The organism is Isoptericola variabilis, from assembly GCF_050311655.1.
Classification (GTDB): Bacteria; Actinomycetota; Actinomycetes; order Actinomycetales; family Cellulomonadaceae; genus Isoptericola; species Isoptericola variabilis.
In genome coordinates this window covers 829,421-852,127 of record NZ_JBNOZM010000001.1, presented here as the reverse complement: position 1 = coordinate 852,127, position 22,707 = coordinate 829,421, and the positions used below count along the sequence as shown (strand labels likewise).

19 protein-coding genes and 1 pseudogene are annotated in these 22,707 nt (G+C 74.2%); 4 read left to right on the top strand and 16 right to left on the bottom strand.

Features of this window, described 5'->3' with window-relative positions; all coding sequences use genetic code 11:
* Positions 1-151: 151 nt before the first annotated feature.
* Entirely contained in the window at positions 152-1,183 is a 1,032-nt protein-coding gene (gene adhP, locus ACQP60_RS04010; RefSeq protein ID WP_429728598.1) for an alcohol dehydrogenase AdhP, read from the top strand.
* A gap of 79 nt (positions 1,184-1,262) precedes the next feature.
* Here the strand turns inward: adhP and ACQP60_RS04005 are convergent, their stop codons facing one another.
* Positions 1,263-1,829 carry a Rieske (2Fe-2S) protein gene (locus ACQP60_RS04005; RefSeq protein ID WP_429728596.1) on the bottom strand — a complete coding sequence of 189 codons (567 nt, stop codon included), beginning with the start codon at positions 1,827-1,829 and terminating at the stop codon, positions 1,263-1,265.
* Positions 1,830-1,909: 80 nt separating this feature from the next.
* Between ACQP60_RS04005 and ACQP60_RS04000 the strand changes: the two genes are divergently transcribed.
* Positions 1,910-2,332 (top strand): hypothetical protein, encoded by a 423-nt coding sequence (locus ACQP60_RS04000; RefSeq protein WP_429728595.1) that lies wholly within the window; start codon positions 1,910-1,912, stop codon positions 2,330-2,332.
* A 285-nt stretch (positions 2,333-2,617) separates the two neighbouring features.
* On the top strand, positions 2,618-4,861 hold the full coding sequence (locus ACQP60_RS03995) for a RecQ family ATP-dependent DNA helicase (RefSeq protein ID WP_429728807.1): 2,244 nt from the start codon (positions 2,618-2,620) through the stop codon (positions 4,859-4,861).
* A 44-nt stretch (positions 4,862-4,905) separates the two neighbouring features.
* Here the strand turns inward: ACQP60_RS03995 and ACQP60_RS03990 are convergent, their stop codons facing one another.
* Both ACQP60_RS03990 and hisD read right to left on the bottom strand, forming a co-directional pair.
* Positions 4,906-8,298: an SNF2-related protein gene (locus tag ACQP60_RS03990; protein ID WP_429728593.1), complete on the bottom strand. Its 3,393-nt coding sequence runs from the start codon at positions 8,296-8,298 to the stop codon at positions 4,906-4,908.
* Between the two features lie 116 nt (positions 8,299-8,414).
* Positions 8,415-9,740, bottom strand: a complete 1,326-nt coding sequence (gene hisD / locus ACQP60_RS03985; protein WP_429728591.1) for a histidinol dehydrogenase — start codon at positions 9,738-9,740, stop codon at positions 8,415-8,417.
* 58 nt (positions 9,741-9,798) lie between these two features.
* Here hisD and ACQP60_RS03980 point away from each other — a divergent pair, with 58 nt between their 5' ends.
* Entirely contained in the window at positions 9,799-10,035 is a 237-nt protein-coding gene (locus ACQP60_RS03980) for an RNA-binding S4 domain-containing protein (RefSeq protein ID WP_429728589.1), read from the top strand.
* A gap of 72 nt (positions 10,036-10,107) precedes the next feature.
* On the opposite strand, the gene ACQP60_RS03975 is transcribed toward ACQP60_RS03980, so the two are convergent.
* From ACQP60_RS03975 to ACQP60_RS03915, 13 genes and pseudogenes are all read right to left on the bottom strand, one after another.
* Positions 10,108-10,512 carry a pyridoxamine 5'-phosphate oxidase family protein gene (locus ACQP60_RS03975; RefSeq protein WP_429728587.1) on the bottom strand — a complete coding sequence of 135 codons (405 nt, stop codon included), beginning with the start codon at positions 10,510-10,512 and terminating at the stop codon, positions 10,108-10,110.
* 45 nt (positions 10,513-10,557) lie between these two features.
* Positions 10,558-11,070, bottom strand: coding sequence for an NUDIX hydrolase (locus ACQP60_RS03970; protein WP_429728585.1), 513 nt, complete (start codon positions 11,068-11,070; stop codon positions 10,558-10,560).
* A complete protein-coding gene (dnaE, locus tag ACQP60_RS03965) occupies positions 11,067-14,654 on the bottom strand; it encodes a DNA polymerase III subunit alpha (RefSeq protein WP_429728583.1) in 3,588 nt (1,195 codons plus the stop codon). The genes ACQP60_RS03970 and dnaE overlap by 4 nt, the downstream gene beginning before the upstream one ends.
* Before the next feature lie 79 nt (positions 14,655-14,733).
* The gene (locus ACQP60_RS03960) at positions 14,734-15,150 is read right to left on the bottom strand and encodes a YkvA family protein (RefSeq protein ID WP_429728581.1); all 417 of its coding nucleotides are present in this window, start codon (positions 15,148-15,150) and stop codon (positions 14,734-14,736) included.
* A gap of 8 nt (positions 15,151-15,158) precedes the next feature.
* On the bottom strand, positions 15,159-16,097 hold the full coding sequence (locus ACQP60_RS03955; protein WP_429728579.1) for an RluA family pseudouridine synthase: 939 nt from the start codon (positions 16,095-16,097) through the stop codon (positions 15,159-15,161).
* Positions 16,098-16,099: 2 nt separating this feature from the next.
* Positions 16,100-16,753: a signal peptidase II gene (locus ACQP60_RS03950; protein WP_429728577.1), complete on the bottom strand. Its 654-nt coding sequence runs from the start codon at positions 16,751-16,753 to the stop codon at positions 16,100-16,102.
* A gap of 52 nt (positions 16,754-16,805) precedes the next feature.
* Entirely contained in the window at positions 16,806-17,267 is a 462-nt protein-coding gene (locus tag ACQP60_RS03945; RefSeq protein WP_429728575.1) for a TraR/DksA family transcriptional regulator, read from the bottom strand.
* Between the two features lie 160 nt (positions 17,268-17,427).
* Entirely contained in the window at positions 17,428-18,060 is a 633-nt protein-coding gene (locus tag ACQP60_RS03940; protein WP_429728573.1) for a DivIVA domain-containing protein, read from the bottom strand.
* A 183-nt stretch (positions 18,061-18,243) separates the two neighbouring features.
* A complete protein-coding gene (locus ACQP60_RS03935) occupies positions 18,244-18,537 on the bottom strand; it encodes a YggT family protein (protein ID WP_429728571.1) in 294 nt (97 codons plus the stop codon).
* An 89-nt stretch (positions 18,538-18,626) separates the two neighbouring features.
* On the bottom strand, positions 18,627-19,097 hold the full coding sequence (locus ACQP60_RS03930) for a cell division protein SepF (RefSeq protein WP_429728569.1): 471 nt from the start codon (positions 19,095-19,097) through the stop codon (positions 18,627-18,629).
* Between the two features lie 161 nt (positions 19,098-19,258).
* On the bottom strand, positions 19,259-20,032 hold the full coding sequence (gene pgeF, locus ACQP60_RS03925; RefSeq protein WP_429728567.1) for a peptidoglycan editing factor PgeF: 774 nt from the start codon (positions 20,030-20,032) through the stop codon (positions 19,259-19,261).
* A 538-nt stretch (positions 20,033-20,570) separates the two neighbouring features.
* Positions 20,571-21,623: pseudogene (ftsZ, locus tag ACQP60_RS03920) on the bottom strand (cell division protein FtsZ); the annotation flags it as partial.
* 114 nt (positions 21,624-21,737) lie between these two features.
* Complete coding sequence (locus ACQP60_RS03915; RefSeq protein ID WP_429728565.1) at positions 21,738-22,478, bottom strand: cell division protein FtsQ/DivIB; 741 nt, start codon at positions 22,476-22,478, stop codon at positions 21,738-21,740.
* Between the last annotated feature and the right edge of the window lie 229 nt (positions 22,479-22,707).

Here is a 22,707-nt window from a genome sequence, read left to right as displayed (position 1 = left end):
TCACACGTCATGAGCGGCCAGATCATGCGGCTTGTGACAGTATTCACAAGCCGTTGCCGGTGCGCCAGGAGCGCAACGTGCCTACCGTCGGAGGTATCACAGCACCACGACATGTGGGCCGCCGCGAGCGGCCCGTGAGAGGGAGAAGCAGATGAGCACCATGCAGGCCGCGGTCGTCCACTCGTTCACCGAGCCCCTGTCCGTCGAGGACCTCGAGATCCCGACGCCCGGCCCGCACGAGGCCCTCGTCAAGGTCGACTACACCGGCGTGTGCCACACCGACCTGCACGCCGCGCACGGCGACTGGCCGGTCAAGCCCGCCCCGCCGTTCGTCCCCGGGCACGAGGGCGTCGGGCACGTCGTCGCCGTCGGCGACCAGGTGACCCGCGTCAAGGTGGGCGACACCGTCGGCAACGCCTGGCTGTGGAGCGCGTGCGGCGAGTGCGAGTACTGCGAGACCGGCTGGGAGACCCTCTGCCCGAACCAGAAGAACGGCGGCTACTCGGTCGACGGCTCCTTCGGTCAGTACATGCTCGTCGACGCCCGGTACGCGCCGATCATCCCCGAGGGGGTCGAGCTGTCCGCCGTCGGGCCGATCCTGTGCGCCGGCGTCACGGTCTACAAGGGCCTCAAGGTCACCGACACGAAGCCCGGCGAGTGGGTGCTGATCTCCGGCATCGGCGGCCTCGGCCACATCGCGGTGCAGTACGCGGTGGCCATGGGCCGCCGCGTCGCCGCGGTCGACGTCGACGACGCCAAGCTCGAGCTCGCGCGCAAGCACGGCGCCGAGGTGACCGTGAACGCGGCCACCTCCCCCGACGCCGCGGCCGAGCTGCAGGAGAAGACCGGTGGCGGCGTGCACGGCGCGCTCGTCACGGCGGTCAACGCGCACGCCTTCCCCCAGGCGGTCGGCGCGCTGCGCCGCGGCGGCACCGTCTCCCTCGTGGGGCTGCCCCCGGAGAAGTTCCCGCTGGACATCTTCACGACGGTCCTGTTCGGCCTCACCGTCCGCGGCTCGATCGTCGGCACGCGCAAGGACATGGCGGAGGCGCTCGACTTCTTCGCCCGCGGCAAGGTCGACCCGACCTACACCGTGCGCCCGCTCGGCGACATCAACGCGATCTTCGACGAGATGATCGCCGGAAAGATCGACGGCCGCGTCGTGATGGACATGCGGAGCTGACTCCGCGGCGGGCGGCCCTGCACCGACGAGGCCCGGCGGCACGTGCCGCCGGGCCTCGTCGTGCGTGTCGTCCGCGCCGTCACGCGAGCACGACGTCCTCCCCCGAGATCTCGACCCCGATCGAGGGGAGCGGCTCGGGCGCCGGGCCGCCCAGCACGGCCGCGTCCGTCAGCGCGTAGCGCGACTGGTGGCACGGGCACAGCAGCTCGCCCTCGCCGGGCGCGACCGTGCACCCCGCGTGCGTGCAGATCGCGCTGAACGCGTGCACCTCGCCCTGGGTCGGCTGGGTCACCAGCACGTCCTGGCCCCCCACCTTCGCGGCCACGGCACCGCCCACCGGCACGTCGGCGAGCGCCACGACGACGGTCCCCGCCCCGGCAGCGCTCGCGGACGACGCCGCCTCCTGGGGCGTCGGCTTCTGCTCGGCGCACGCGGCCAGCACGCCGGCACCGGCCAGCGCCCCCGCCGCCGCGCCCGTGCCGCGCAGGAGCTGTCGGCGCGTCGGTCCGCACGCGCAGGCGGGCACCGCGGCGGAGACGGCGTCGGCGGGGACTGCGACGGCGGCGTCGTCGGAGACGGCGGGCACGGAAGGCGTGTCGGGCAGGCTCGAGCGGGTCGGCAGGCTGGTCGGCGGGCGGGTCGGCATGGCGCCTCCGGTGAGATCGGGCCTCGGCCGGCACGACGCTTCCGCTGACGGCGCCACCGAGGAGTGGGAGCATCATCATCATGGACTCGTCGCAGGACGCCGTGCCACCGCGGCCGCGCCCCACGCCCGCCGCGCGACCACCCGTCGCGCGCGGCTGGCGGCTCGCCGCCGCGCTCGCGGTCCTCGTGTCCGCCGTCGTGCACGTCGTCCTGTACGTCGACGGCTACGACACCATCGCCGTCGTCGGCCCCCTCTTCCTCCTCAACGCCGTCGCCGGCGTCGCGCTCGCGGTGCTGCTCCTGGCGTGGCGGCACTGGCTGCCGCTGGTCGGCGGGATCGGCTTCGGCGGCCTCACCCTGCTCGCGTTCGTGCTGTCCACGACGGTCGGGTTCTACGGCGTCAACGAGACGTTCGCGGGAACCACGGAGATCGTCGCGGCCGCGGCCGAGGTGGTGGCGGTGGTGGCGTCCGCCGTCGCGCTCCTGCGCGAGTACGTGCGCTGAGGTGCTGCGGCTGACGTCCTGCGCCTGACACCCTGTGGAGGACGGGCCGGGGCGTCGGCGGCGCCCCCTACGATCGAGGACGTGAGCCACCCCGACGACCCGTACGCCGACCTCGTGTTCGACCCGACGGACGAGGACGTCCCGCCGCCCGACGACCTGGCGCCCGAGCCTGCGCCGGAGCACACGGCGCCGCCCGGGCCGCGGGTCGCCCCGCCGTCGGCCCCCTCCCCCGGGACCACGACGGGTGCCCCGGCGCCCGACGCGACCAAGCGGGCGAAGCTCGCGATGCTCCGCGGCCTGCTGGACAGCGCGGGCGAGGGCGGCGGCACGCTGCGCGAGCAGGCGGAGGAGTCGCTGCGCGCGCTGGTCGGCCGCGAGGACGCGGCCCTGCGGGAGGACCAGTGGCGCGCGATCGAGGCGCTCGTCGCGTTCCGCCGTCGCGCGCTCGTCGTGCAGCGCACCGGGTGGGGCAAGTCCGCCGTCTACTTCGTCGCCACGTCCCTGCTGCGCTCCCGGGGCGCGGGGCCCACCGTCATCGTCTCGCCGCTCCTGGCGCTGATGCGGGACCAGATCGCGGCCGCCGCCCGCGCCGGGATCCGCGCCGTGACGATCAACTCGTCGAACGTCACCGAGTGGGACCAGGTGCACGCGGCGATCGCGGCGGGCGAGGTCGACGTGCTGCTGTGCTCCCCCGAACGGCTCAACAACCCGGCGTTCCGCGACGAGGTGCTCCCCCGCCTGGCGGCCGACGCCGGGCTCGTCGTGATCGACGAGGCGCACTGCATCTCCGACTGGGGGCACGACTTCCGGCCCGACTACCGCCGCATCCGCACCCTGCTCGCCGACCTGCCGCCGGGCATCCCCGTGCTCGCGACCACGGCCACCGCCAACGCGCGCGTCACCGCCGACGTCGCCGAGCAGCTGGGCGTGCACGGCGCGACCGCCGGCGGCGACCCCGTCCCCTCCGAGGACGTGCTCGTGCTGCGGGGCGGGCTGGACCGCGAGTCGCTGCACCTGGCGGTGCTCGAGCTCCCCGACCAGCCCACTCGCGTGGCGTGGCTCGTTGAGGCGCTCCAGGACGTGGAGGGGTCGGGCATCGTCTACTGCCTCACCGTGTCCGCCGCCGAGCAGGTGGCCGAGCAGCTGCGGGGCGCGGGCCTCGCGGTCTCCGCCTACACCGGACGGACCGACCCCACCCAGCGCGAGCAGCTGGAGGAGGACCTCAAGGAGAACCGCGTCAAGGCCCTGGTGGCGACGTCCGCGCTCGGCATGGGCTTCGACAAGCCCGACCTCGCGTTCGTCGTGCACCTCGGCGCCCCGTCCTCCCCCATCGCCTACTACCAGCAGGTCGGCCGCGCCGGACGTGGCGTGGACGACGCCGTCGTCGTGCTGCTGCCCGGGCACGAGGACCGCGCGATCTGGGACTGGTTCGGTGCGCAGGCGTTCCCCGCCGAGCCGCAGGTCCGCGCCACGCTCGACGCCCTCGGCACGTCCGAGGGCGCGCAGTCCACCGCCGTGCTGGAGACGCAGGTCGACCTCAAGCGGTCCCGGCTGGAGACGATGCTCAAGGTGCTCGACGTCGACGGCGCGGTGCGCCGGGTGCAGGGCGGGTGGGTCGCCACCGGCACGCCCTGGGCGTACGACGCCGAGCGCTACGCGCGGGTGGAGGCCACCCGCCAGGCGGAGCAGCAGGCGATGGTCGACTACGTGGCCACGCCCGGGTGCCGGATGGCGTACCTGCGCGCCCAGCTCGACGACCCGGAGCTGCCCGAGGGATGGCAGTGCGGCCGCTGCGACCGCTGCGGGGGGGTCACGCTGCCCGCAGTGCCCGACGCCGAGGCCGTCGCCGCCGCGCGGGCGGACATGGACCGTCCCGGCGTCGAGGTCGGGCCGCGCGCGATGTGGCCCTCCGGGCTCGCGGCCCTCGGCCTCGACCTCAAGGGCAAGATCGCGCCGGACGAGCGCGCCGAGCCGGGCCGCGCGGTGGCCCGCCTCGACGGCCTCGGCTGGTCCGGACCCCTGCGCGACCTGTTCGCGGCGGGCGCCCCCGACGGCGAGGTGCCCGTGCCGCTGCGGCACGCCGCCGCGCGGGTCCTCGACGACTGGGACGCCATCCGCCCCGACCGGCCCGAAGACCCCGAGGGCGCCGAGCCGGCCGCGGAGGGCGGCCGCCGCACGACGATCGAGGGGGTCGTGGCGGTACGGTCCACGACGCGCCCTCAGCTGACGTACCACCTGGCGTCCGGGCTGGCCGCCTACCTGGGCGTGCCGCTCATCGGCGCCGTCGGGCCGGCGGCCGGCGCGGAGCAGCCCGACCGGCACGACGTGAACTCGGCGATGCGGCTGGCGGGCGTGGCGCGACGGCTGCGGCTGGAGCTGAACGACGCCGCGCTGCGCGGCCTGCCCGGCCGCACGGTGCTGCTCGTGGACGACTGGACCGAGTCCGGCTGGACGCTCACGGTGGCCGCCCGGCTGCTGCGCCAGGCCGGTGCCGCGGCCGTGCACCCCTTCGTGCTCGGCGTGCGCTGACGCGCCGGCGACGGCGGCCGCGAGCGAACGGCCCGCGGGGGGCGTCAGCCGTCGAGCAGGCCCCGGACGTCGTCGGCCGCGAGCGCCCGGGCGAAGGTTCCCGCGGCGTCGTCGAGCACGGCGTCGAACAGGGCGGCCTTGCGCTGCGCGAGCGCCATGACCTTCTCCTCGATCGTGTCCTGCGCGACCAGGCGGGTGACGACGACGTTGCGGGTCTGGCCGATGCGGTGCGTGCGGTCCACCGCCTGCGCCTCGGTGGCGGGGTTCCACCAGGGGTCCAGCAGGTAGACGTAGTCGGCCTCGGTGAGGTTGAGCCCGACGCCGCCCGCCTTCAGCGAGATGAGGAACACCGGGGCGTCCCCGTCCTTGAAGGCGCGGACGACGTCCGCGCGCCGCCGCGTGGCGCCGTCGAGGTAGACGACGGGCAGGCCGGCGCCGGTGACGCGCTGCTCGACGCGCCGCAGGAAGGACGTGAACTGCGAGAAGACGAGCGCCCGGTGGCCCTCCGCGGCGATCTCGGTCAGCTCGTCGGTCACCACGTCGAGCTTGGCGGAGCCCACGCCCGCGTACGCGTCGTCGAGCAGCGAGGCGTCGAGCGCGAGGCGCCGCAGCGTCGTCAGCGAGCGGAAGATCGCCACGCGGTTGGCGTCGAAGTCCTCCAGCAGGCCGAGCAGCCGCTGCCGCTCCCGCTGCAGGTGGGTGTCGTAGACCTTGCGGTGGTCGGGGGTGAGCGGTACCCGCAGCACGCGCTCGGTGCGCTCGGGCAGCTCCGGCGCGACCTGCTCCTTGGTCCGGCGCAGCACGAGCGGGCGGATGCGTCGCTTGAGCCGCGCGAGGGCCCGGTTGCCGGCCGCGACCACCTGGGGGTCGTCGTCGGTGGCCGCCGCGTCGACGAGCCGCGCGGTCTCCGCCTTGAAGCGGTGCATCGACGGGTACAGCCCCGGCGCGACGATCGCGAGGGCCGCCCACAGCTCCAGGAGGTTGTTCTCGAGCGGTGTGCCCGTGATCGCGAGCTTGAACGGCGCGCCGAGGAGCCGGGCCGTCTCGTGCGCCCGGGTGCGCGGGTTCTTCGCCACCTGCGCCTCGTCGAGGATCAGGCCGCCCCACTCGACGGCGTCGAACGCGTCGAACTCGAGGCGGAAGACGGCGTACGACGTGACGACCACGTCGGCCCCGCGGGTGAGCTCGGCCAGGCCGGTGCCGAGCGTGCGCGACGTGGCGGGCATCGCCACCACCCGCAGCCCGGGCGTGAAGCGTGCCGCCTCGTCCACCCAGTTCCCCACCACGGACGCCGGGGCCACGACCACGAACGGCGGGGCGTCCGGGGCCGTCGCCCGCGCGTGCGCCAGGAACGTCAGGGTCTCGACGGTCTTGCCGAGCCCCATGTCGTCGGCCAGGATCCCCCCGAGCCCGTGACGCCACAGGAACGCCAGCCACTCGAACGCCTGCCGCTGGTACGGCCGCAGCTCGGCCCGCACGCCCTCGGGGACGTCCAGCGCCTCCGTGACCCCCTCCCCCGCGGCGATCGCGCGCAGGCCGGCCAGCGACCGCCGCCAGGTCTCCGCGGCCTCGACGACGTCGGCGACGTCCTCGAGCTCGCCCCACAGGTGCGCGTCGTAGCGGCTGACGCGTGCCTTGCCCGGCCGGTCGCTCAGCGCGGTGGCCTCCGTGATGAGGTCGCGCAGACGGCCCAGCACCGGCTGGTCGAGGCGCAGCCAGGACCCGTCGACGAGCAGCAGCCGCTTGTCGCCGCGAGCAAGGGCGGTGAACAGGCGGGCGAACGGGAGCTCCTTGCCAGCGACCGTCACCGAGACGCCCAGGTCGAGCCAGTCGGCGTCCCCCGAGGGCGCCCCGGACACGACGACGCGGGGATCGGCGTCCAGGTGCAGGTAGTGCGGCACGTCGGTGGCGTCGACGCGCACGTCCGTCGCGGCGGCCAGCGCGGGCAGCACGCCGTGGGCGAGGTCGAGGGCGTCGAGGCCCTTCAGCTCCGTCCGGGCGGCGAGGTCGAAGCGCTCGAAGCCCGGCACTCCCCGCACGGTCGCCTGCGCCTTCGCGCGGATCTCCGCCTCGGCGTCCGGGTCCCGGAGCGGGTCCGGCGTCGCCCCGTCGAGCGGGACGCCGCGCGCCGCGCCGGACCTCACGTGCTCGGGCGGCGGGTACTCGAAGCTCCACGACAGGAGCGCGTGCTCCGGCGACGCGAAGGCGACCTCGGCGACGAGCACGGGGCGCGGCGGGTCGGGCAGCGCGACGGAGCCGTCGGAGACGACGCGCACCGCCCGGCGCAGCGCCGGCAGGTGCTCGGCGTAGAGCTCCGCCACGTCGCCGCCCGGCACCTCCACCCGGCCGACGACGACGAGCTCGCGTGCGGCGTCGGACAACCGGCGCGGCGTGGGGCCCAGTCGCAGCACGGTGCGCCGGTCGGCGGTCTCGACCGCGTACAGGCCCGTGTCGCCCACCGTGCCGAGCGGGGACCCCGCTGCCGCGTCGACGCCGTCGAAGGCGGCGACCGGGTCGAGTCGCACGGCGCCGTCGCCGGTGCCGTCAGCACCATCGTCTGCGGAGCCGCCATCAGGGCCCTCCGCCCCGCCGTCCCGCGCCCCGACCACCAGCCGGAGCTCGGCCGTGTCGGCCAGCAGCACCTCGTCGCGCGCGCCGTGCGCGACGAGCGGGATCTCCAGGTCGGCGGCCTCGGCGAGCAGCGCCCACAGCCCGCGGCCGCCGGCGGCCAGGGGGCGCCAGGCGCGCCGGCCGCGGCCGAACCCGCCCCCGTCGCCGAGCGCGGACCCGAGGTCGGCGAACCAGCGCCGCACCTCGGGGGCGGGCGTCGCGCGCACGTCCGCGAACGCGTACAGGCCGGTGGCGAGCGCCTCCCAGCTCGCCTCGGGGGCGACCTTCCACCCGGTGCGCCCCGGCACGGCCGGCCGCACCGAGAGCTCCGGGGGCAGCCCGCCGAACGCCTCGTCGAGGCGGAACCGGAGCGCGACGGGGAGCACGCCGCCGTCGCGGGCCCCGCGAGAGGCCGCGCCGCCCGGCCCGGGCTCCGGGGCTCGGGTCACCGCGGCGAGGCGCCCGCGCCAGCCGACGGGCGCGTCGTCGTCATCGGCGACGGCCCCGGCGGTCCCGGCAGACTCGGGCTGGGCCCCCAGGTGCAGCAGGGCGGCGGCGACGTGCTTGCAGTCCGCGCGCACCGGACAGCTGCAGGTCGAGCCCCCGTAGGCGTACCGCCCGTCCGCACCGACCGTGAACGAGACGCGGCAGGCGTAGGGCTGCGCCCCGCTCCCCGCGACGCGCGCGGAGAGCGCCAGCGCGTCGGCGTCCCAGTGCCAGGTGAGGACCATGCCGGCGCGCTGGTAGCCCTGGGCGCGGCGGAACGCGGCGCTGCCGACGACGTCGCCCACCACGACCGGGTCGAGGCGGGGTGGCGGCGCGGGCATGCGTCCATGCTCGCACGGCCCTCCGACGCGGCCGGCATCGGAGGCCGTGCCGCTTGGCACACTATTCCGGGCGACAGGGGCGTCCGTTGCGACGCGGAGCCTCCGTGCGCGGCGGCTCAGAGGAAGCGGCCGCGGACGGCCTCGCCGTGCGCGGGCAGGTCCTCGTCGTTCGCGACGGCGACGATGCGGTCGGCGAGCTCCTCGAGCGCGTCGCGGGTGTACTCCACGACCTGCACCGACTTGAGGTAGGCGTGCACGCCGAGCCCGCTGGAGAAGTGCGCGGACCCGCCGGTGGGGAGCACGTGGTTGCTGCCTGCCATGTAGTCGCCGAGGGAGACCGGCGACCAGGGGCCGACGAAGATCGCCCCCGCCGAGCGCACGCGCTCCGCGAGCGCCGCGGCGCCCTCGGTCTGGATCTCCAGGTGCTCGGCGCCGTAGGCGTCCACCACCGCGAGGCCCTGCTCCAGGTCGTCGACGAGCACGACGGCGGACTGCGGCCCGCCGAGCGCCTGCAGCACGCGCGCCGAGTGCTTGGTGGAGCCCACCAGGTCGCTCAGGCGGGCCTCCACGGCGCCGGCGAGCTCCACGGACGGGGTGACCAGCACGGAGGCGGCCATGGGGTCGTGCTCGGCCTGGCTGATGAGGTCGAGGGCGACGTGCCCCGGGTCGGCCGTCCTGTCGGCGAGCACCGCGATCTCCGTGGGCCCGGCCTCGGCGTCGATGCCGACGACGCCGCGCACCAGTCGCTTGGCCGCGGCCACGTACACGTTGCCCGGTCCCGTGACGACGTCGACCGGGTCGCACAGCACGTCGCCGTCCTGCGGCTCGCTGCCCGCCGCGCCGTACGCGAACATCGCCACCGCCTGGGCGCCGCCGACGGCGTAGACCTCGTCGACGCCGAGCAGCGCGCACGCGGCGAGGATCGTCGGGTGCGGCAGCCCGCCGGCGTCCTTCTGGGGCGGCGACGCGACGGCGAGGCCGGGGACCCCGGCCTCCTGCGCGGCGACCACGTTCATGATCACGGACGACGGGTAGACCGCGCGCCCTCCGGGCACGTACAGGCCCACGCGCTGCACCGGGACCCACCGCTGGCGCACCACCGCGCCGGGGGCGAGCTGCGTGGCGTGCTCCGTCGGCACCTGCGCGGCGTGCACCACCCGCACCCGCCGGACCGCCTCCTCGAGCCCCGCCCGCACCTGCGGGTCGAGCCCCGCGAGGGCGTCGGTCATCGCGGACGCCGGGACGCGCAGATGCTCCGGACGCACCCCGTCGAGGCGCTCCGACAGGTCACGGAGCGCGGCGGCGCCGCGGGCCCGGACGTCGGCGATGATCGGGGTGACGGCCTGGACGGCCTCGTCCACCCCGATCTCGGGGCGTGGCAGCACCCCGAGCAGCTCGGTGCGGGTCAGGTCCCGCCCGCGGAGGTCGATGCGTCGGATCACCCGGCCAGTCTAGGCAGCGCCGGTCGGCGCCCGGGCGCCGGTGCCGGAGAATGGACGCATGAGCGCCGACCACGACAGCACGGACGTCCCCATCCGCGACGACATGATCCGCCTCGGCCAGTTCCTCAAGCTCGCGGGCCTGGCGGAGTCCGGCACGCACGCCCGGGACCTGGTCGCCGACGGCGAGGTCAGCGTCAACGGCGAGGCCGAGACCCGGCGCGGTCGCCAGCTCGTCCGCGGCGACCGCGTCACCGTGGCCCTGCCCGAGGGCGACGAGACCGCCGTCGTCGCCTGACCCTGAGCGTTGTGGGTGGGCGTTTGGCCCTGAATCCGCCGTGATTCAGGGCCGAACGCCCACCCACAACGCTCAGGCCATGTAGGTGGAGGCCATCGCCCGGTCGGGCGTGAGGCGCAGGACGACGCGCTCGGGGTCGTGCTCGAGCGGTCGGTAGCGCTTCGTGTACCGCGCGACGGCGTCCGCGATCTCGTCCGGGTCCTCGCTCACCTCGATCGTCCCCTCGAGCGTGAGCCAGCGCCCGCCGTCGACCTGACAGAGCGCGGCCCGGGGCCGGCCGCCCTCGGCGGTCGCGCGGCGCGCGTTGGCGACCTTCGTCGACGACCGCCGCGCCGTGGTCCGCGCGACCCCGGCGTCCGCGTCCCAGGTGAAGGCGACGGGCACGACGTGCGGGCTGCCGTCCGCGCGCAGGGTGGTGAGGGTGGCGAGGTGGCGCTCGGTGACGAACACGAGCTGCTCGGGGTTGAGACGGAACACGCCCTGAGCCTACGGCGCTCCCCGGGAGCTCTCGTCCGCCCGTCCTCAGACGTCCGCGACGCCCTCGAACCCGTAAGTGAGGATCGGCCGAACCCGCGTGCCCTGCCGGCCCTCGTCGTGCAGTGCGCGCAGCACGACCAGCTCGTGCGGCACGACCGGGTCCGGCAGCGCGACGAACGGGAACCAGCGCAGGTCCCCGACCTTCGCCGGCTCCCGGATCACCGGGGCGCCCTCCCACCGGGTCGCGGTGAAGAAGAAGTCGACCCGCTGCTCGAGCGCGGGGCCGCCGGGCTGTCCGCGGTGCATCGTCGTCACCGGGACGAGGTCGGCAGGGTCGACGACGACGCCGAGCTCCTCGCGCGCCTCGCGGACCGCCGCCTCGAGCACCGACTCCCCCTCCTCGACGTGCCCCGCGGCGGCCGCCGCCCAGTGCCCGTCCCGGAACCCGGTCCCCTGCCGCAGCTGCAGCAGCACCTGGCCCTCGCGGCGCAGGTACACGTACGCCGCCGGCACCACCCGGAACCGGTGGTCCGCCGAACCGTCGTCCAGGGCGCTCACGAGAGGCAGCTCGGGCCGAGGAGGGCCTTGAGGTCGCCGAACAGCGCGGGCGACTTCTCGACCCGCAGCGTGTCGGCGGCGCGCACGACCGTCCGCTTGCCGGGCTCCGCGACGCTCACGTGCACCTCCGCCGAGCCCGGGTGGGTGGCGAGCACCTCGCGCAGCCGCACCATGACCGGCTCGACGCAGCGGGTGTGCGGCACGGTGACCAGCACGGGCGCGTCGGCGACGGCCGACGTGTCCGGCAGCGAGACCTCCATCGCCTGCAGCTGCATCTGGTCGTCGCGACGCCGCACGCGCCCCCGCAGCGTGACGACCTGGTCCTCCGCGAGGATCGTCGAGTACGCGAGGTAGGTCTCGCCGAAGAACATCACCTCGACGGCGCCCTCGAGGTCCTCGACCGTCACGGCCGCCCAGGGGTTGCCGTTCTTGCTCATCTTGCGCTGCACGCTGGTGAGCAGGCCGGCGACCGTGACCTGCGAGCCGTCCGGGCGACCCTCGTCGGCCATCAGCGACGCGATCGAGGTGTCCGCCGCGCGCGCCAGCACGTGCTCGAGCCCCGACAGCGGGTGGTCCGACACGTACAGGCCGAGCATCTCGCGCTCGAAGGCGAGCCGCTGCTTCTTGTCCCAGTCGGGCAGGTCGGGCACGTCGACGGCGAACGTCATCGCCGCGTCCTCCTCCGCGCCACCGAAGCCGGCGAAGAGGTCGAACTGGCCCTCGGCCTCCTTGCGCTTCACGGAGATGACCGAGTCCACCGCCTGCTCGTGCACCACGAGCAGCGCGCGCCGTGGGTGGCCGAGCGAGTCGAACGCCCCGGCCTTGATGAGCGACTCGATGGTGCGCTTGTTGCAGACCACGGCCGGCACCTTGTCGAGGAAGTCCGTGAAGGACGTGAACGCGCCCTTCTCCTCGCGCGCGGCGATGATCGCGTCCACGACGTTGGCGCCGACGTTGCGGATCGCCGTCAGGCCGAAACGGATGTCGTCGCCGACGGCGGTGAACTTGGCGGCGGAGTCGTTGACGTCGGGCGGCAGCACGGTGATGTGCATGCGACGGCACTCGCCCAGGTAGAGCGCCATCTTGTCCTTGTCGTCCCGCACGCTCTGCAGCAGGCCGGCCATGTACTCGGTCGGGTAGTTCGCCTTGAGGTACGCCGTCCAGTAGGAGACGACGCCGTACCCGGCGGAGTGCGCCTTGTTGAACGCGTAGCCGGCGAACGGCACCAGGGTGTCCCAGACCGCCTGGATCGCGGGCTTGGAGTAGCCCCGCTCCTTCATGCCCGCCTCGAAGGGCACGAACTCCTTGTCGAGGATCTCCTTCTTCTTCTTGCCCATCGCGCGCCGCAGCAGGTCGGCCTGGCCGAGCGAGTAGCCGGCGAGGATCTGGGCGGCGCGCTGCACCTGCTCCTGGTAGACGATCAGGCCGTACGTCTCGCCGAGCACCTCGCTGAGCGGCTCCTCGAGCTCCGGGTGGATCGGCTCGATCTTCTGCATGCCGTTCTTGCGCAGCGCGTAGTTGATGTGCGAGTTCATGCCCATCGGCCCCGGGCGGTACAGCGCGATGACGGCGGAGACGTCCTCGAAGTTGTCCGGCCGCATCTGGCGCAGCAGCGAGCGCATCGCGCCGCCGTCGAGCTGGAACACGCCGAGGGTGTCGCCGCGGGCGAGCAGGTCGTAGGTCGCCTTGTCGTCGAGCTCCACCTGCTCGATCGCCACCGGCTCCTTGCCGTTCATGACGATGTTCTCGAGCGCGTCGTCGAGGATCGTGAGGTTGCGCAGCCCGAGGAAGTCCATCTTGATGAGGCCGAGGCCCTCGGACGTCGGGTAGTCGAACTGCGTGATGACCGCGCCGTCCTGCGGGCGGCGCATGATCGGGATGATGTCGATCAGCGGGTGGCTCGACATGATCACGCCGGCGGCGTGCACGCCCCACTGCCGCTTCAGGCCCTCGATGCCGCGCGCCGTCTCGACCACGCGCTGAGCCTCGGGGTCGGCGTCGTGCACCGCGCGGAACTCCGCGGCCTCGGCGTACCGCTCGTGCTTCGGGTCGAAGATCCCCGACAGCGGGATGTCCTTGCCCATCACGGCGGGCGGCATCGCCTTGGTGAGCTTCTCCCCCATCGCGAACGGGAAGCCGAGCACGCGCGAGCCGTCCTTGAGCGCCTGCTTCGCCTTGATGGACCCGTAGGTGACGATCATCGCGACTCGGTCGTCGCCGTACTTCTCGGTGACGTACCGGATCACCTCGGCGCGCCGGCGCTCGTCGAAGTCGACGTCGACGTCGGGCATGGACACGCGCTCCGGATTGAGGAACCGCTCGAAGATCAGGCCGTGCTTGAGCGGGTCGAGCTCCGTGATGCCCATGACGTACGAGACCATCGAGCCCGCGGCGGAGCCACGGCCCGGCCCCACGCGGATGCCCTGCTCCTTGGCCCAGTTGATGAAGTCGGCCACCACGAGGAAGTACCCCGGGAAGCCCATCTGGATGATGACGCCGACCTCGTAGTCGGCCTGCTTGCGCACGTCGTCGGGGATGCCGTCGGGGTAGCGGCGGCGCAGGCCGTTCTCGACCTCCTTGACGAACCAGCTGATCTCGTCCTCGCCCTCGGGTACCGGGAACCGGGGCATGTAGTTCGCCTTGGTGTCGAACGAGACGTCGCAGCGCTCGGCGATGAGCAGCGTGTTCTCGATCGCCTCCGGCAGCTCCGAGAACAGGCGGCGCATCTCCGCGCCCGAGCGAACGTAGAAGGTGTCGCCGCTGAAGGCGAACCGGCTGCCGCCCTGGTCGTACGTCGGCTCGTCGAGGGTCGACCCGGAGTTCACCGCGAGCAGCACCTCGTGGGAGTGCGCGTCCTCCCGCTTGGTGTAGTGCAGGTCGTTGGTGGCCACGAGCGGCGCGTCGATGTGCTCGGCGAGGCGCAGGAGGTCCTTGTACGTCCGGGACTCGATCTCGATCCCGTGGTCCATCAGCTCGACGAAGAAGTTCTCCTTGCCGAGGATGTCCTGCAGCTCCCCGGCCGCGCGCACCGCCTCGTCCCACTGCCCCAGCCGCAGGCGGGTCTGCACCTCGCCCGACGGGCAGCCCGAGGTGCCCATGAGGCCCTTGCCGTACGTCTCCAGGAGCTCGCGGTCCATGCGCGGCCACTTGCCCATCTGGCCGTCCAGGGACGCGAGCGACGACGCGCGGAACAGGTTGTGCATGCCCTCGTTGTCGCGCGCCCAGAGCGTCATGTGCGTGTAGGCGCCGCCCGCGGAGACGTCGTCGCGCCGCTGGTGCTGCTCGCCCCACAGCACCTTGGTGCGGTCGTGGCGGCTGGTGCCGGGCGTCACGTACGCCTCGACGCCGATGATCGGCTTGATCCCGTGCTTCTGCGCCGTGCTCCAGAAGTCGAAGGCCCCGAACAGGTACCCGTGGTCCGTGATCGCGACGGCCTTCTGACCCAGGCGCGACACCTCGCTGAACAGGTCGTTCATGCGCGCCGCGCCGTCGAGCATCGAGTACTCGGTGTGCACGTGCAGGTGGACGAAGTCGTCCTCGGAGGTACCGGTCGGCTGGGCGGTGGAGGAACCTGCGTCGGGCATGGACCGAGTCTAGGCAGTCGCCTCCGACACTCCGGACCGCCCCGCCGAGGGGAACCTCACAGGGCCTCCCCGGTGCCGGTCACCACCGGACCAGCAGGCGAAGCACGGCCAGCCCGTCCTCGGTGCCGGGCCAGTGCCGGCGCACGACGTCGGGACCCGCGCTGCGCACCACGGCCCGCAGGACGAGCGCCACGACGATGACGTCGTCCGCCCAGCCGAGGACGGGCACGACGTCGGGGACGAGGTCGAACGGCATCGCCAGATAGCCCAGGAGCACGACGAGCAGCGCCCGCGCGCCTCTCGACAGCGAGCGGTCCCCTGCGAGCCGCTTGACGAGGCGCAGCACGTCGGGCAGCAGGCGCACGGCGCCGCGCAGCGAGCCTCGGCCGGTGCGCCGCCGCACGACGAGCAGCCCGACGGCCAGCAGCGCCCAGAGCGCGAGCACGGCCACCACGAGGCCCGCGAGGGCGTCCGCCCACCAGGGCAGGTCGGGCACCGGGCTGCCTACCGGTAGGCCCCGCGCACGACCTCGAGGGCGTGCGCCAGGTCGTCCGGGTACTCGCTGGTGACCTCGATCCAGCGGCCGGTGAGCGGGTGCTCGAACCCGAGCCGCACGGCGTGCAGCCACTGGCGCTCCAGCCCCACCTTCGACGCGAGGACCGGGTCGGCCCCGTAGGTGAGGTCGCCGACCAGCGGGTGGCGGACGGCCTGGAAGTGCACCCGGATCTGGTGCGTGCGGCCGGTCTCGAGGTGCACCTCGACGAGCGACGCGGCAGGCAGCATCTCGAGCACCTCGTAGTGCGTCACCGAGTGCTTGCCGTCCGCGACGACGGCGAACTTGTAGTCGGCGCTCGGGTGACGCCCGATGGGCGCGTCGATGGTGCCCGTCGTGGGCTCCGGGTGCCCCTGGGCGAGCGCGTGGTACACCTTCTCGACCGTGCGCTCCTTGAACGCCCGCTTCAGCCCGCTGTACGCCGCCTCGCTCTTGGCCACCGCCATGAGGCCCGACGTGCCGACGTCGAGCCGGTGCACGATGCCCTGCCGCTCGGCGGCGCCCGACGTCGCGATCCGGTAGCCGGCCGCCGCCAGCGCCCCCACGACGGTGGGCCCGGTCCAGCCAGGCGACGGGTGCGCCGCCACGCCGACCGGCTTGTCGACGACGACGACGTCGTCGTCCTCGTAGGCGATCGCCATGCCGGGCACCGGCTCCGCGACCACCGGCGCGGCCGGACGCGCCTCCGGCACGGTGACCTCCAGCCGGCCGCCGGCGACCAGCCGGTCGGACTTGCCGACCTCGCGCCCGTCGAGGAGCACCGCCCCGGACGCGGCGAGCTCCGCCGCCTGGGTCCGCGAGAAGCCGAGCATGCGCGCGAGGCCCGCGTCGACGCGCTCGCCCGCGAGGCCGTCGGGGACCGGCAGGGTCCGGGTGGTCCCGGTCGGCATCGTCAGCGCTCCTGGCCGGAGGGCTCGCGGTCGTCGACGTGCCGGCGCCCGTCGAGGCCGATCCCGCGGAACGAGAGGACGACGATGAGCACGGCGGCGGCGACGATGGCGATGTCCGCGACGTTGCCGACGAAGACGCCGTAGTCGATGAAGTCGACCACGTGCCCGCGGGCGAAGCCGGGCTCGCGGAAGAAGCGGTCGCCGAGGTTCCCGAGCGCGCCGCCGAGCAGCAGGCCGAGCGCCACGGCCCAGCCCGTCGAGCCGATCCGGCGGATCGCCCGCACGATGACCACGACCACCACCACGACGACGATCGTCAGCACCCACGTCATCCCGGTGGCGATCGACAGGGCCGCGCCGGGGTTGTAGATGAGCCGGAGCTGCAGCAGCTCGCCGATCAGCGGCTTGGGGTCGCCGCCGATGACGAGCGCGGACTCCGCCCACCACTTGGAGAGCTGGTCCACGACGAGCACGAGTGCCGCGAGGGCGAAGGTCCAGGTGATCAGGCGCCGGCGACGCTCCGCGGACACCGGGGCGCCGTCCGGGGTGGCCTCGGGCACGGCGTCGGCGGGCGCGCCCGGCCCGGGCGTCTCGGGGGCGCCGTCGTGCGGCGCGGGCTCAGGAGCCGGGGCGGAGCCGGCGGGCGTGGTCGACATCGTCCGCAAGTCTAGGCGGGCGCGACCGGGCGACGGACCGGGGTCCACCCGGTCAGCGACGCTCCTCGCGCGCCTTCGCCTCGACGGACAGCGTCGCCCGCGGGAACGCCTGCAGCCGCGCCTTGCCGATCGGCAGCCCGGTGATCTCGCAGGTGGCGTAGGTGCCCTTGCGGATGCGGTCGACGGCGTGCGCGGTCTGGGCGAGCAGGTCGCGCATGTTGTTGACCAGGGTGAGCTCCTGCTCGCGCTCGAGGGCGCTCGAGCCGTAGTCGGCCTGGTCGTCGCCCGCGCCGTCGCCGGAGTTGCGCAGCAGGTCGGACAGCTCCTGGTCGGCGGCCGCGAGCTCGCGCTCGAGACGCTCCTTCTCCTCGAGCAGGAACGCCGCCAGCTCCTCCACCTCGTGCAGGGTCCAGGGCTCCTCGCCGTCGCGGACCGGGAACGACTTCACGTCCCGCGCGAGGTGCGGGAAGTTCTCGCGCAGTGCCGCGCGCGTGGTGGTCGAGAGCTTGGCCATCGGTGCCCTTTCGTTGGTGCGTCGACGACGAGTCACCGCAGCGTAAGTGCGCCGAGCGGCCCGCACAACAGCACGCGCGGTGAAGGCGTGCGTGTCGTGCGGGCCGCTCGGCGTGAGGCGTGACGGAAGGAGCGGGGTGCGCGGGGTGACGGCCCCCCGCTCAGAGCTCCGAGCCGCGGCCGGCACCGGCGTTCTGCCGCTGCGGCGGCAGGGCCGAGCCCCGGGCGTCGAGGTCGCCCAGCAGGTTCTGCAGGAAGCTCTTGAGGCGCGTGCGGTAGTCGCGCTCGAAGAGGCGGAGCTCGTCGATCTTGCGCTCGAGGAGCGACCGCTCCTGCTCGAGCTGCGAGAGCGTGCGGTGGCTGGTCTCCTCGGCCTCGCGGACGATGCGCGAGCCCTCGGACTTCGCCTCGGAGATGAGGCGGTCGCCCTCCTCCTGGCCCGACCGCACGTAGTCGTCGTGCAGCTTCTGGGCCAGCTGGAGCATGCCGGTGGCGGACTCCGGCTCCGCGGGCTGCTGCTTCGCGGCGGCCGGGGCGGGCGCCGAGGTCGGCGCGGGCGCCGGGGTCGGCGTCGGCTGCGCCTGCTGGGCGGCGTCCGAGCGGCTCAGCTCGGCGACCCGGTGCTCGGCCGCGGTGAGCTTCGACCGCAGGTCGTCGTTCTCCTCCTGGACCGCCGTGAGGGTCCGCACGACCTCGTCGAGGAAGTCGTCGACCTCTTCGACGTCGTAGCCCTCGCGGAACTTCGTCGCGGCGAACTTCTTGTTCAGGATGTCCTCTGCCGTCAGCAGCGCCATCGTCTCACCTCATCGTTCTTGCAGGGTCGGTGGGACCCGGTTCCCGGGCCGTCTGGATGACCACGGTAGCGGACGTGTCGGCGGGCGACCCGCCCGACGAGGCCGGGTCGTCCCGCCCACACGACGTCTTCACAGGTCAGCACCGCGGCGCCCCTCGCACGCCGGGCTGAACCCCGGCCGAGGTCACATCGCGGCCAGGAACGACGCCACCCGCATGAGGATGCCGGTGCCGATGAAGAGCACGAGGAACGCGATGTCGAGCCGGATCTGGCCGAGGGTCAGGGGCGGGATGAGGCCGCGCAGGAAGCGCAGGGGCGGGTCCGTGACCGTGTAGACGGCCTCCGCCAGCACCAGCAGCACGCCCTTCGGGCGCCAGTCGCGCGCGAAGAACTGCACCCAGTCGAAGACGAGCCGGACGATGAGGCACAGCAGGAACAGCCACAGGACCAGGTAGACCAGGTTGAAGACGAGACTCACGGGTCGAACCTACCCGAGCACGACGCAGGGCCGGGGCAGGACTGCCCCGGCCCGTGCCGGACGGTGCGATCGGCGCTATCGGCGCGCGGTCAGCTCTGGTTGTAGAACGCCCCGCGTCCGCCGACCTTCTCCGCCGGCGGTTCCTCGCCCGCGATCTCCACGTGCTCCGGCGAGAGCAGGAAGACCTTGTTCGTCACGCGCTCGATCGACCCGCGCAGCCCGAAGATCAGGCCGGCCGAGAAGTCCACGAGGCGCTTCGCGTCGGCGTCGTCCATGTCGGACAGGTTCATGATCACCGGCGTACCGCCTCGGAAGGCCTCGCCGATGGTGCGGGCGTCGTTGTACGAGCGCGGGTGGATGGTCGTGATGCGTCGCAGGTCGGAGGCGATCACCGACTCGCTCCCTCCGCCACGGTGCAGCGGGGTGACCTGCGCCTGGTAGTCGTCACGGTCGCGCACCGGTGCCTCCAGCTCCTCGTACTCGTCGAGGTACTCCTCCGACTCACCCTGGTCGTCGGCGAGCCCCAGGTACAGCATCGTCTTGCGAAGCGCTCCGCCCATCGCCTTGCTCCGTTCGTCGCCACGTCCCGCCCTCCGTCCCGGACGGTGTCACGACGTTAACCACGCCCGCGGCGGCATCCACGCACGACACGCCGGTGTGTCGCGCGTCGCGGGCGTGCCCGGTCACGGCCGCGTCAGCTCGGCACGCCGGGCCCGCCGACTCAGGTCAGGACGACGACCCCCGCCTGCCTGCCCGTCGTCGTGCCCTGGGCCGTGGCGCGACGGTGGGAGTACAGGTCGGCGTCCGTGAGCGTGCACCGGTCCACGCGGGTGGCGGCCACGCCGTGCGCCGCCAGCTGGGCGAGCACGCCGGCCGGCAGGTCGAGCGCGGGGGTCCCGGCGGCGGTCGTCGCCCACGTCTCCGGGACGACGGCGGCGACCTCGTCGCGCATCGCGGCCGGCACCTCGTAGCAGGCGCCGCAGACGGCCGGGCCGACGGCCGCCCGGAGGTCCTCCACCCGGGCACCCCGCGCGAGCAGCTGCTCGACGACGCGGTGCACGACCCCGAGGGCGACCCCGTTCCGCCCCGCGTGCGCGACCGCGACGACGCGGGCGACGGGATCCGCCAGGACGACCGGCACGCAGTCGGCGACGAGGACGCCGAGGGCCAGACCGGGCTCGGCGGTGACCATGGCGTCGGCCTCACCCGCCGAGGCCGGCGGCTCCGTCGACGACCACTCGGCGAGCTCGGCCGGGCCCAGACCCAGGACGCCGTCCCCGTGCACCTGCGCGGAGAACGCCACCGGGGCGCCGATCCACGCCCCGAGACGGGCCCGGTTCTCCCGGACCCGCACCGGGTCGTCGCCCGTCGAGGTGCCGAGGTCGAGCGACGACCAGGGGGCGGGCGACACCCCGCCGTGGCGCGTCGTGAAGCCCGCCACGACGCCCTCCCCGAGGTCCACCCGCAGCAGCCCCGCACCGAACTGGTCCGGCAACAACGCCTCCTGGGCCCAGCCGACCGTCTCGTGAGCCGTCCCGTGGCTCCCGCTCACCCGGCGCTCACTTGAGGAAGTCGGGCACGTCGAGCTCCTCGGCCGGGCGACGCGGCTCGTCGAACAGGCGCGGCACCTCGACCGGACGCTCGACGGTGACACCCTCGCCCTCGGCGTCCTCGACCACCGTGAACGGGCGGCGCTGCTCCGCGGGCCGCGCCCCGGCCGGCGGGGCCGGCGGCGCGTCGAGGCTCACGGGGACGTCGTCCGGCTCGGCCGGGATCGGGCGCGGCTGCACGGGGGCTGCCGGCACCGACGCGGTGGCCGGCTGCGGCGCGCGCGGCGGGGCGGTCTGCACGCCGGGCCGCGGCGCGGACGTCGCCGTCGTGCCGCCCTCGCCGACCGTGACCGTCGGCTTGGCCGGAGCGCCGGCGATCTGACCGAGGCCGCGGCCGTCCTTGCGGGCCTGCGGCACGCCGCCGTCGAACCCGGCGGCGATGACGGTGACCCGCACCTCGTCGCCGAGCGCGTCGTCGATGACCGTGCCGAAGATGATGTTCGCCTCGGAGTGCGCCGCCTCCTGCACGAGGCGCGCGGCCTCGTGCACCTCGAAGAGCCCGATGTCGCTGCCGCCCTGGATCGACAGGAGGACGCCGTGGGCGCCGTCGATCGAGGCCTCGAGCAGCGGGGACGAGATCGCGAGCTCGGCGGCCTGCACCGCACGGTCCTCGCCCCGTGCCGAGCCGATGCCCATGAGGGCCGAGCCGGCCCCCTGCATCACGGACTTCACGTCGGCGAAGTCGAGGTTGATGAGGCCCGGCGTCGTGATGAGGTCGGTGATCCCCTGGACGCCGGAGTGCAGCACCTGGTCCGCCGAGTGGAACGCCGCGATCGCCGAGACGCTCTTGTCGGACATGGACAGGAGCCGGTCGTTGGGGATGACGATGAGGGTGTCGACCTCCTCGCGGAGCGTGTCGATCCCCTGCTCGGCCTGCACGGAGCGACGGCGCCCCTCGAAGGTGAACGGCCGCGTCACCACGCCCACCGTCAGGGCACCGAGCGAGCGGGCGATGCGCGCCACCACGGGCGCGCCGCCGGTGCCGGTGCCGCCGCCCTCGCCCGCCGTCACGAAGACCATGTCGGCGCCCCGCAGGACGTCCTCGATCTCCTCGGCGTGGTCCTCGGCCGCCTTCTTGCCGACCTCGGGGTCGGCGCCGGCGCCCAGGCCACGGGTGAGCTCACGGCCGACGTCGAGCTTGACGTCGGCGTCCGACATCAGCAGCGCCTGCGCGTCGGTGTTGATGGCGATGAACTCGACACCCTTGAGCCCGACCTCGATCATGCGGTTCACGGCGTTCACGCCGCCACCGCCGATACCGACCACCTTGATCACTGCCAGGTAGTTCTGCGGAGTTGCCACGTCGTTGCCTCTCGGGTCGTTCCTTGTCCCGACGTCCGGTCCTCGCTCCCCCGGTCGGCCCGCCGGCGGCCTCCGAGGCCTAACCTTAAGGTTCGAGTTGAGGGTTAGAGTTATGTCAGGTTGCTGCTGCGATCGACGGTAGGCGGCGCGGCGGGCGCGACGCCGGACGTGCATCGGCGTGTCGCGCGCGCCCGGTCCTTGCCTCATCCGCCCGTGCGTGTCGCGCCGGCCCCACGCCGGTGATCTCGCGGGTGGTCTCGCCGGTCGTCACTCGGGTCGTCGCGCGAGTCATCGGGTCACCGGCAGCTCGGGGGACGAGACGTCGATGGTGCGGGCGCCCTCGTCGAGCTTGCGCAGCGTGCGCACCGCCTCGACCTTCAGCGGCAGGTCCGAGCTGCCGCCCCACCGCACGGTCGTGCCGTCCTCCAGGACGGTCTCCACGGCGTCCTGCGTGTCGGCGCTCACGTGCTCCACCTGGCCGGCGAGCTTCGCGGGCAGCGCCGCCAGCACGTGGAGCGCTGCCTGCAGCGCCAGCGCGTCGTCCAGCGGCACGTCCACCTGCGCCAGCCCCTTCGGCGCCGCGTCGCGCGTGGCCACGCGGACCCCGGACGAGTCGAGCAGCGCCAGGCGGTCGCCGTCGGGCACCGCTGCGACCGGGACCCGCGGCGTGATCTCCACCGCGAGCCCGTGCGGCCAGGCACGCGCGATCCGCACGTCCTTCACCCCGCGCAGCCCGAGCACCTCCTCCCGCATCGCCACCGTGTCCAGGCGGGGCAGCGGGGTGCCGTCCGGGGCCTCGGCGATCTCGCGCACCCGGGCCTCGTCGACGTAGCGCCCGGACCCGGAGACCGTCACGTCCGTCTTCTCCAGCGCGAGCACCGGCGACCAGAGCGCCACCCACGCGAGGCCCCCGACGAGCACCAGGGCGAGGAGCCAGGCCAGCACCCGTCGCCACGTCCGGTGCCGACGCATGGCGGTGCGCTCGGCGAGCCGGTCCGCCATCGCCGTCGACACGCGGGGCGGGACCACCTGCCCCGCCGGGACCACCGCCGTCGCCGCGGTCTCGGGTCCGGACCGCCGCGCCTCGGCCGGCGCCGTCCTCGGGCCTGCCTTCGCGGACGGCTTCGAGGCCGGCTTCGAAGCTGACTTCGGCGCCGCCTTCGTGGCCCCCGTCGCCGGTCCCCTGGTGCTTCCCTTCGCCCCGCGACCGCCCGAGGGCGCCGCGGTGCCCACCGACGTCGGGCGGGTCGTCGGGCGT

Excerpts from the sequence above, each read along its gene's own strand:
- adhP (WP_429728598.1), top strand. The coding sequence starts at position 152 with ATGAGCACCATGCAGGCCGCGGTCGTCCACTCGTTCACCGAGCCCCTG.
- ACQP60_RS04005 (WP_429728596.1), bottom strand. The coding sequence starts at position 1,829 with ATGCCGACCCGCCCGCCGACCAGCCTGCCGACCCGCTCGAGCCTGCCC.
- ACQP60_RS04000 (WP_429728595.1), top strand. The coding sequence starts at position 1,910 with ATGGACTCGTCGCAGGACGCCGTGCCACCGCGGCCGCGCCCCACGCCC.
- ACQP60_RS03995 (WP_429728807.1), top strand. The coding sequence starts at position 2,618 with ATGCTCCGCGGCCTGCTGGACAGCGCGGGCGAGGGCGGCGGCACGCTG.
- ACQP60_RS03990 (WP_429728593.1), bottom strand. The coding sequence starts at position 8,298 with ATGCCCGCGCCGCCACCCCGCCTCGACCCGGTCGTGGTGGGCGACGTC.
- ACQP60_RS03980 (WP_429728589.1), top strand. The coding sequence starts at position 9,799 with ATGAGCGCCGACCACGACAGCACGGACGTCCCCATCCGCGACGACATG.
- dnaE (WP_429728583.1), bottom strand. The coding sequence starts at position 14,654 with ATGCCCGACGCAGGTTCCTCCACCGCCCAGCCGACCGGTACCTCCGAG.
- ACQP60_RS03955 (WP_429728579.1), bottom strand. The coding sequence starts at position 16,097 with ATGCCGACCGGGACCACCCGGACCCTGCCGGTCCCCGACGGCCTCGCG.
- ACQP60_RS03950 (WP_429728577.1), bottom strand. The coding sequence starts at position 16,753 with ATGTCGACCACGCCCGCCGGCTCCGCCCCGGCTCCTGAGCCCGCGCCG.
- ACQP60_RS03945 (WP_429728575.1), bottom strand. The coding sequence starts at position 17,267 with ATGGCCAAGCTCTCGACCACCACGCGCGCGGCACTGCGCGAGAACTTC.
- ACQP60_RS03940 (WP_429728573.1), bottom strand. The coding sequence starts at position 18,060 with ATGGCGCTGCTGACGGCAGAGGACATCCTGAACAAGAAGTTCGCCGCG.
- ACQP60_RS03930 (WP_429728569.1), bottom strand. The coding sequence starts at position 19,097 with ATGGGCGGAGCGCTTCGCAAGACGATGCTGTACCTGGGGCTCGCCGAC.